7 protein-coding genes and 1 pseudogene are annotated in these 7,774 nt (G+C 71.3%); 2 read left to right on the top strand and 6 right to left on the bottom strand.

Annotation, left to right across the window (positions count from 1 at the left end; genetic code table 11):
- The coding region (locus AWZ10_RS12615; RefSeq protein ID WP_060891100.1) for a HEAT repeat domain-containing protein at positions 1-1,434 on the top strand (1,434 nt) is incomplete at its 5' end.
- Positions 1,435-1,586: 152 nt separating this feature from the next.
- Here AWZ10_RS12615 and argG read toward each other — a convergent pair.
- Entirely contained in the window at positions 1,587-3,041 is a 1,455-nt protein-coding gene (gene argG, locus AWZ10_RS12620) for an argininosuccinate synthase (RefSeq protein ID WP_046708434.1), read from the bottom strand.
- Positions 3,042-3,193: 152 nt separating this feature from the next.
- On the bottom strand, positions 3,194-3,601 hold the full coding sequence (locus AWZ10_RS12625; RefSeq protein WP_046708433.1) for a VOC family protein: 408 nt from the start codon (positions 3,599-3,601) through the stop codon (positions 3,194-3,196).
- Between the two features lie 59 nt (positions 3,602-3,660).
- Here AWZ10_RS12625 and AWZ10_RS12630 point away from each other — a divergent pair, with 59 nt between their 5' ends.
- Complete coding sequence (locus AWZ10_RS12630) at positions 3,661-4,134, top strand: HIT family protein (RefSeq protein WP_046708432.1); 474 nt, start codon at positions 3,661-3,663, stop codon at positions 4,132-4,134.
- Between the two features lie 7 nt (positions 4,135-4,141).
- Here AWZ10_RS12630 and AWZ10_RS12635 read toward each other — a convergent pair whose 3' ends face one another.
- The 4 genes and pseudogenes from AWZ10_RS12635 to AWZ10_RS12650 all read right to left on the bottom strand — a co-directional run.
- Positions 4,142-4,738: a 3'-5' exonuclease gene (locus tag AWZ10_RS12635; protein WP_046708431.1), complete on the bottom strand. Its 597-nt coding sequence runs from the start codon at positions 4,736-4,738 to the stop codon at positions 4,142-4,144.
- A gap of 76 nt (positions 4,739-4,814) precedes the next feature.
- The gene (locus AWZ10_RS12640) at positions 4,815-6,188 is read right to left on the bottom strand and encodes a serine hydrolase domain-containing protein (RefSeq protein WP_060891101.1); all 1,374 of its coding nucleotides are present in this window, start codon (positions 6,186-6,188) and stop codon (positions 4,815-4,817) included.
- Between the two features lie 176 nt (positions 6,189-6,364).
- A complete protein-coding gene (locus tag AWZ10_RS12645; RefSeq protein ID WP_046708429.1) occupies positions 6,365-7,315 on the bottom strand; it encodes a hypothetical protein in 951 nt (316 codons plus the stop codon).
- A 43-nt stretch (positions 7,316-7,358) separates the two neighbouring features.
- Positions 7,359-7,774 (bottom strand): annotated as a pseudogene (locus tag AWZ10_RS12650) (hypothetical protein); the annotation flags it as partial.

The raw sequence follows: 7,774 nt of genomic DNA on the forward strand, positions 1-7,774 counted from the left end.
CGACTCGGGGGCGACGGGGCGGGCGCGGTGGTCGTCGAGCTGATGGGGGACGCGGACGCGTCCGTACGGCGTCGGGCCTCCCTCGCCGCCGAGCGGCTGGCGCTGACCGGGCCGGCCGTCACGGAGGCGTTCCGGCGGCTGGCGGAGGACACCGACCGGCATCTTCGGGTCAACGCGCTGCTGGGCCTGGGCGGCCGGGGAGAGACCGTCGAACCGGCGGTGCTCGTACGCCTGTTGGGCGACACCGAGCCCCTCGTGTGGGGGCACGCGCAACGTGCCCTCTACGCCTCGCGGGACCAGGGGCCCGTACTGGAGGAGCTCCTGCGCACCGCCCGGCACGGTCACGGTCTCTCTCGGGCACGAGCACTGGAGATGCTGCCCGCGCGGCACACCCGCGGCCTGCGCGACGCACTCCTCGACGGCCTGCGCGACGAGTGCCCCGCAGTACGACAGGCGGCCGTGGGGCTCCTCGCCAAGGACCTGCGCCACGGCCCGGCCGACGCGCTGCTGTCACCGCTGCGGCTGTCCGGAGCGGTCGACGCCCTCTTCACCGCACTGCGGCGGTCCGGAACGGCCGAGTCGCTCCTACCGGTCCTGCGACCGTCCGCAACGGCCGACGTGTTCCTGGCGGCGCTGGAGGCCGAGACCGACGCCGATGTCGCCGCCCGGCTCCTGAGCGCGCTCGGCGGATGGGGGGACGTGCGTGCCGTGCCCGCCGCCGTACGGTGGCTCGACCACCCGGAGGCGGGCCCCGGTGCCGTGCGGGCGCTGGCCGGCATCGGTACGCCGACAGCGGTCCGGTGGATCACGTCGGCGGCCGTGTCCGGCCCCGGGCCCGACCTGGGCCCCGGTCTCGGCCATCCCTGGGTCCGGGCGACCGCCGCCACCGTCCTGGGTGATCTCGGTGCCCCCGGGGCCACCGAGACGCTGCTGCCGCTCCTCGGCGATCCGGACCAGCGGGTACGGGCCGGGGCGCTCAACGGGCTGGACGAGCTGGGCCGCCACGCACTGCCGGGCCCTCAGCGGCACGCGGCGGCCGAGGCCCTGCTCGGCCTGCTCACGACCGACGAACCGAACCTCCGGCACACCCGCAACGCGCTCAGCGAGTACCCCGAGACCCTCCCCGCCGTACGCCGCCTGATCGACCACCCGTCCGACGAGGTCAGGGCGACCGTCCTCTCCCTCCTGGACGAGGACGACGACGGAGACGTCGCCCTCTTCCTGTCCCACCTCGACGACCCGTCCGAATCCGTCCGCCACCAGGCCCTGTGGGGGATCGACCGCTACGTCGACGGGTACGGGGAGCTGCCCGCCGCACCCCACGGCGTCGACCTGCTCGGCGTACTCACCGCGCTCTCCCACCCACCCGCCTCCCGTCGCGTCCGATACGCGGCAGGACAAGTCCTCGACGCGCTGAAGCCGAAGAACAGCTGAAGCCCCTGACAGGCGGCGGGCGGCGAGCGGCGAGCGGCGGACGGCGGACGGCGGGCGGCGGGCAGCGGGCAGCGGGCATACGACGAGGCCGGCTCGACAGGGTGATGTCGAGCCGGCCTCTTCGCATGATGTCCGTCGCCGTCCGCCGACGGTCAGTCCGTGCCGGACTCCATCGCCGCGCGGTCCAGCAGCGCGTCCTCCTCGGAGACCTCGCCGCGGGAGGCAATGGCCTCGGCGCCGCCTTGCGGCAGCTCCGGCATGGTGCCGATCAGCCCGGTGGCAGCGGCCTGGGAGGCGCCGACGGTGGGGCTGCCGCTGCCGATCAGGCCGAGGCCGGCGTACTGCTCCAGCTTGGCGCGCGAGTCGGCGATGTCGAGGTTGCGCATGGTGAGCTGGCCGATCCGGTCCACCGGGCCGAAGGCCGAGTCCTCGGTGCGCTCCATGGACAGCTTGTCCGGGTGGTAGCTGAACGCCGGGCCCGTGGTGTCGAGGATCGAGTAGTCCTCGCCGCGCCGCAGCCGGAGGGTGACCTCACCGGTGACGGCCGTGCCGACCCAGCGCTGCAGGGACTCCCGGATCATCAGGGCCTGCGGGTCCAGCCAGCGGCCCTCGTACATCAGCCGGCCGAGGCGACGGCCCTCGGAGTAGTACTGCGCGAGGGTGTCCTCGTTGTGGATGGCGTTGACGAGGCGCTCGTACGCGGCGTGCAGGAGGGCCATGCCGGGGGCCTCGTAGATGCCGCGGCTCTTGGCCTCGATGATGCGGTTCTCGATCTGGTCGGACATGCCCAGGCCGTGGCGGCCGCCGATGGCGTTGGCCTCCATCACCAGGTCGACGGCGGAGGCGAACTCCTTGCCGTTGATGGTGACCGGGCGGCCCTGGTCGAAGCCGATCGTCACGTCCTCGGTGGCGATCTCGACCTCGGGGTCCCAGAACCGGACGCCCATGATCGGCTCGACGGTCTCGACGCCGGTGTCCAGGTGCTCCAGGGTCTTCGCCTCGTGGGTGGCGCCCCAGATGTTGGCGTCGGTGGAGTACGCCTTCTCCGTCGAGTCCCGGTACGGCAGCTGGTGGGCGACCAGCCACTCGGACATCTCCTTGCGGCCACCGAGCTCGGTGACGAAGTCGGCGTCCAGCCAGGGCTTGTAGATGCGCAGGTGCGGGTTGGCGAGCAGGCCGTAGCGGTAGAACCGCTCGATGTCGTTGCCCTTGAAGGTCGAGCCGTCGCCCCAGATCTGGACGTCGTCCTCCAGCATCGCCCGGACCAGCAGCGTGCCGGTGACGGCACGGCCGAGGGGGGTCGTGTTGAAGTAGGCCCGCCCGCCGGAGCGGATGTGGAACGCGCCGCAGGTCAGCGCGGCCAGGCCCTCCTCGACCAGTGCGGCCCGGCAGTCGACCAGGCGCGCGATCTCGGCACCGTAGGTCTTCGCGCGGCCGGGCACCGAGGCGATGTCGGGCTCGTCGTACTGGCCGATGTCAGCCGTGTAGGTGCACGGGACGGCACCCTTGTCGCGCATCCACGCGACCGCGACCGAGGTGTCGAGCCCGCCCGAGAAGGCGATGCCGACGCGCTCGCCGGCCGGAAGAGAGGTGAGGACCTTGGACATAGAAATATTATGCATGCCAACGCATGATCATGCAAAGCCGGGTCTCGGTGACGGCCCTCACGTCCCGAGTGCTCCGGTCAGATGTCGCCCGGTCAAACGTCATCCGTTCCGACGCCATCCGGTCGGGCGTCGCCCGGTCCGGCGTCACCCGGTCAGGCGTCGTCGAGTTCGGTGAAGAGGGTCAGTTGAAGGTCGCCGGGGGCTTCGAGGCGGGCGTTCAGGGAGTTCCAGGGGGTGCGGGTCGGTTCGGCGATCACCTCGGCGCCGGCCTCCGCCAGTCTCGCCGTGGTCGCGGTCGAGTCGTCCACCTGGAAGGCGACCCGGATGTGACCGGCCACGCGACGGCCGACCTCCACCTCGTCGATGAACGCCGCGTGGTTCGGATCGGTGATCTCCAGCGTCGCCCGGCCCGCTTCGAGGATCGACACCCGCCCGCCGTCGGACGAGAACGCCGCCCGCTCGGGAAGACCCAGCACATCGCGGTAGAAGTGCAGCGCGGCGTCGTAGTCGGCGGCCGTCACGACCAGACGGAGTTCACGGACGGCGGGTTCGTCGGACACAACGGCTCCTGGATGAGTTGAGGTTGGGCGGTGGGACGGCGATTGTAAAGTCACCGGCCATGACCGAGGACTGGCGCAACGAGCGGATCGGAAGCGCGCTTCGGGGTGCGAACCCGACCGTGATGCGAAGGCTCACGGCCGGGTTCGCGGTGATCGGGGACACGCAGTTCCTGCCGGGGTACTGCGTGCTGCTCGTGGACGACCCGGCGGTGGGGCGGCTGTCGGAGCTGCCGAGGGACGCGCGGACCGCGTTCCTCGCGGACCTGGACCGGCTGGGCGAGGCCGTCGAGCGGGCCTGCGGGCGGCTGGATCCGGCGTTCCGGCGGGTCAATCTGGAGATCCTCGGGAACACGGACCCGTTTCTGCACGCGCATGTGTGGCCGCGCTACGCGTGGGAGCCGGCGGAGCTGGTCGGCAGGCCGGTGTGGCTGTATCCCCCGGACCGGTGGAGCGAGAACCGGTACGCGCTCGGACCGCGCCACGACGAGCTGCGCGAGACGATCGGCGAGGAGCTGGACCGCCTCGCGAGCTGAGCGGGCCCTAGAGAAGCAGCCCCTTCGGCAACGTGGCCCCCGTCCCCGCCAGGTGCCGCAGCGCCGCCGCGATCGAGTGGCAGTCGAAGAGAGCCGAGTGTTCGTCGCCCGGGGCGGGCCGGGGAAGGCCCAGGGCCTGCCACAGGCGGCCCGAGTTGCTGCCTGTCGTCGTCGGGGCGACGGTGTTCAGCCAGGGGCGGATGTTGAGGAAGCCGGGGGTGAGGGCGTTGTGCCTGATCGCCTCGCCCCGGGCCCGCGCCCAGCCGATGTTCTCGCCGAGGACGAGCATGTCGTTGCCGTAGGAGAGCACGGACCGACCCTGGCAGAAGGCGAGGAAGTCGCTCAGGGCCTGGGCGGGCGGCAGCCCCTCCCGGTCGACCCTCCGCTGGTCGATCCCGGTGAGGGTGGTGAAGAACGGCGAGAGCCGGGGATTCACCACCGGCCGGACCAGCGTCTCGTACTCCTCGACGACGGAGTACTCCTCGCTCAGCCGCAGCGCGCCGATCTGCACGATCTCCCGCAGCTGGCCGGGGGCCGACCAGTCCTGCTCCATGGCCCCCGGCCAGGTCGTGAACTCCAGGTCGAAGATGACGAAGGTGGGCAAAACGCTACTCTCCCTGGGGTGCGAGGGCGGTTACGGAAGCGTTCTACCCACCAGCGGCCGTGACTCCGGGACGGGCCTACCGGTTCGGGGCCACCAGCCGGCTCCCGGTGGACAGATCCACACCCACCAGGCCGTCCGGAAGGATCCGCCCGGTGTCCGCCGCCGCGATCCGGGACTTCAGCGCCGCCCCGGAGCCCGCGCCCGGCTCCTCCCCCGTGCCCAGTGCCGGACACAGCCCCTCGACGACGTGGATGTTGATCGCCTCGTCGATCGGGCTCGGCTCCAGCTCCGTACCGGCCTCGTTGAGGCGCTGGTACTTCATCAGGTTCAGGCCCAGGGAGAGCTGGCGCTTGCCGTCCGCGCTGGTGAGGCTGATCGTGCCGGCGCCGAAGACCCCGCCGTCGTGGCCCCAGAAACGCCCGCAGCCGGGGAGGTCGAGGGTGTAGATGCCGAGCCCGTAGTCGATGGCGGCGCCCGCCGCGACCTCCACCGGGACCGTGCGCTGCATCTCGGCGAGGGACGCCCGGCCGACGAGGCCGCCGCCGGTGAGCAGCTTGCGGTAGAAGCGGTTGAGGTCGTCGGTCGTGGAGACGATCGCGCCCGCGGTGTAGGCCCAGGACATGTCGTAGACGCTGTAGTCGCGGGGCGGGTCGATGAGCCCGTAGAAGGACTCGTACATCCTGGCGTGCGGGCCCCTGATGTACGGGGTGCGCGGGTACGAGGTGTTGTCCAGCCCGGCTCGCTCGATGACGTTGCGGGTGATGTACGTCGACGCCTTCTGCCTGGTGACCTTCTCCAGGATCAGGCCCGCGACGACGTAGTTGGTGTTGGAGTACGAGCCGGGCAGCGCGCCGGGGCTGCCGGTGGCATCGGCGGCCAGGCCCAGCCGTACCAGTTCCCGGGGCCTGATCGAGCGGAAGCGCCCCTCGTCGAGGCTGGTGGTGGAGTTCTGCACGAGGGAGGGGAAGGCGCCGAGGACGTAGTCGCCGATGTGGCTCGTGTGGTTGAGGAGCATGCGTACGGTGATGGCGTCGCCGCGCTCCCGGTCGGCGCCGCTCCCAGCGAACAGCTCGGGGACGTAGTCGGTGACCGGGGCGTCGAGGCTGATCCGGCCCCGCTCCACCTGCTGCATGATCGCCACCGACGTGAACGTCTTGCTGATGCTGCCGATACGGTGCCGCATGTTCGGGGTGACCTTGCGGCCCGTGTCCACGTCGGCCAGCCCGGACGCGCCGGTCCAGCGCTCCCGGCCGTCACGCACCGACGAGTACGTGCCGTACATCCCGGCCTCGTGGATCGCGTCGAGCGTGTCCCGCAGTTCGGCCCGGTCCAGCCCGGTGGGCGCCGGGGACGGGCCCTTCGCCCCGGGCGCGGCCGACACCGTCGGCGCCGCCGTGACGAGCAGAAGCGTGGTGCCCAGCGCGGTCCCGACGAGACGTTTGATACGCACGGCGTGTCCCCCTCGATCCTGACGTTCCCGATGGTCCCGGACGGTCAACTCCCGGTCCCTGTCAGGCGATTGTCACGACCAGCCGGTGCGCTCCACATCCCTCCCGCGGACGACCCCCTTCACAGCGGGGCCATGACATCTGTCACGGCCCCGCGCACGTCGGTGAGAGGCGGGTGTCAGAGACCGTAGCGGGACTTCATGTGGCGCCAGAAGTCACGGAACATCCATTTGTCGAACTCGGTGATCTGGGTGGCACTGCCGGCCTTCATGAGGAAGCAGCACTGGCCGGTCGGGGACCAGTCGTAGAAGTCGTCGAGGCCGAAGGTGTGGCCGACCTCGTGCAGATAGATGTGAATGTTCTCCTGGTTGAGGGCGCCGGTGAAGTAGGAGCGGCCCATCCGCTGCCCCCAGTCACCGCCGGCGCCGCCGCCGAAGCCCTCGGTGAGCCAGAGGGACTGGTCGTAGTGGCGGGCGGCGCCGCCGGGACAGCGGGAGTAGTTGCCGTCCTGGTGGAAGAAGCGGCCGCAGTCGGGAGCGCACTGCGGGGCTCCGCCGCCGTCCAGCATGTTGGTGTAGATGTCGACGGAGTTGTCACTCCACTGGAGGGTGGAGCGGTTCTTCACCGCCCAGCCGACGATGTTGACGGGGACGTTGGTGTACGGCCAGGCGTTGTGGCCCTGGCCGTTGTCGACCATCGCCGCCATCCACTTGCCGAACTGCTTCTTCAGCGCGGCGTGGATCTGGTCGCGCAGGGCGGTGCTGACCGGCTGGTCCGACTCCCAGCGGACGCAGTAGTTGACGCTTCCGCGGTTGGCCATGATCTGGTCCCAGCCGTAGTTGCGGAAGCCGTACAGGTTGCCGTACGTGGACTCGACGTGGCTCCAGACCTCGCCCAGTGGCTGGACCAGGTTCGAGGGCGGGTTCCAGACGGCCGCGGCGGCGGCGACCGCCGCCTCGGCCCGGGTCCGCGCCTGGGCTTCCGTCTGCTGAGCCTGGGCGGCTCGGTCGTTCGCCGCCTGCGCGACGGACGGGGTGGTCAGGCCGGGTGCGAGCAGCACGGCCAGGACGGCGGCGAGCACGGTGAGCAGTCTTGCGATGCGGGTGCGTTGGTTGCGTATGGTGCGCATGGTGAACTCCCTTGGTGGGGGCGGGATTTCACGTGCCTTCACTTCACCTCTCTGTCGCCGCCGAAGGCCCGGAGGTTGCCTCCCCGAAATCCCCGGAATCCCCGGAGCCCCCGCTCTCCCCCGCCTCCCCGAACCGCGCCAACGCCACCCCGCCCCCCACACAGCCCACGAACCCGGCCACCGCCAGCCACTCGTACCCGTCCCGCGTCGAGTCGCCGAGCCACGCCACCCCGAACACACCCGGCCAGACGGTCTCGCAGATCACCATCGCCGCCGTGGCCGCCGTCACCGAGCCGGACTGGAGGGCCTGGACGAGGAGGAGGTAGCCGCCGAGACCGGAGACGACGACGGCGTACGCGGACGGCTGCGCCAGGACGGCGGGGACGGTCGCGTCCGGCAGCAGGCGTACGGCGATCGCGGTGAGGCCGAAGCTGAGGCCCGCCGCCGCGCCCAGCACCA

Origin of the sequence: Streptomyces europaeiscabiei, from assembly GCF_001550375.1 — a bacterium.
In the GTDB taxonomy this organism is placed as follows: Bacteria; Actinomycetota; Actinomycetes; order Streptomycetales; family Streptomycetaceae; genus Streptomyces; species Streptomyces europaeiscabiei.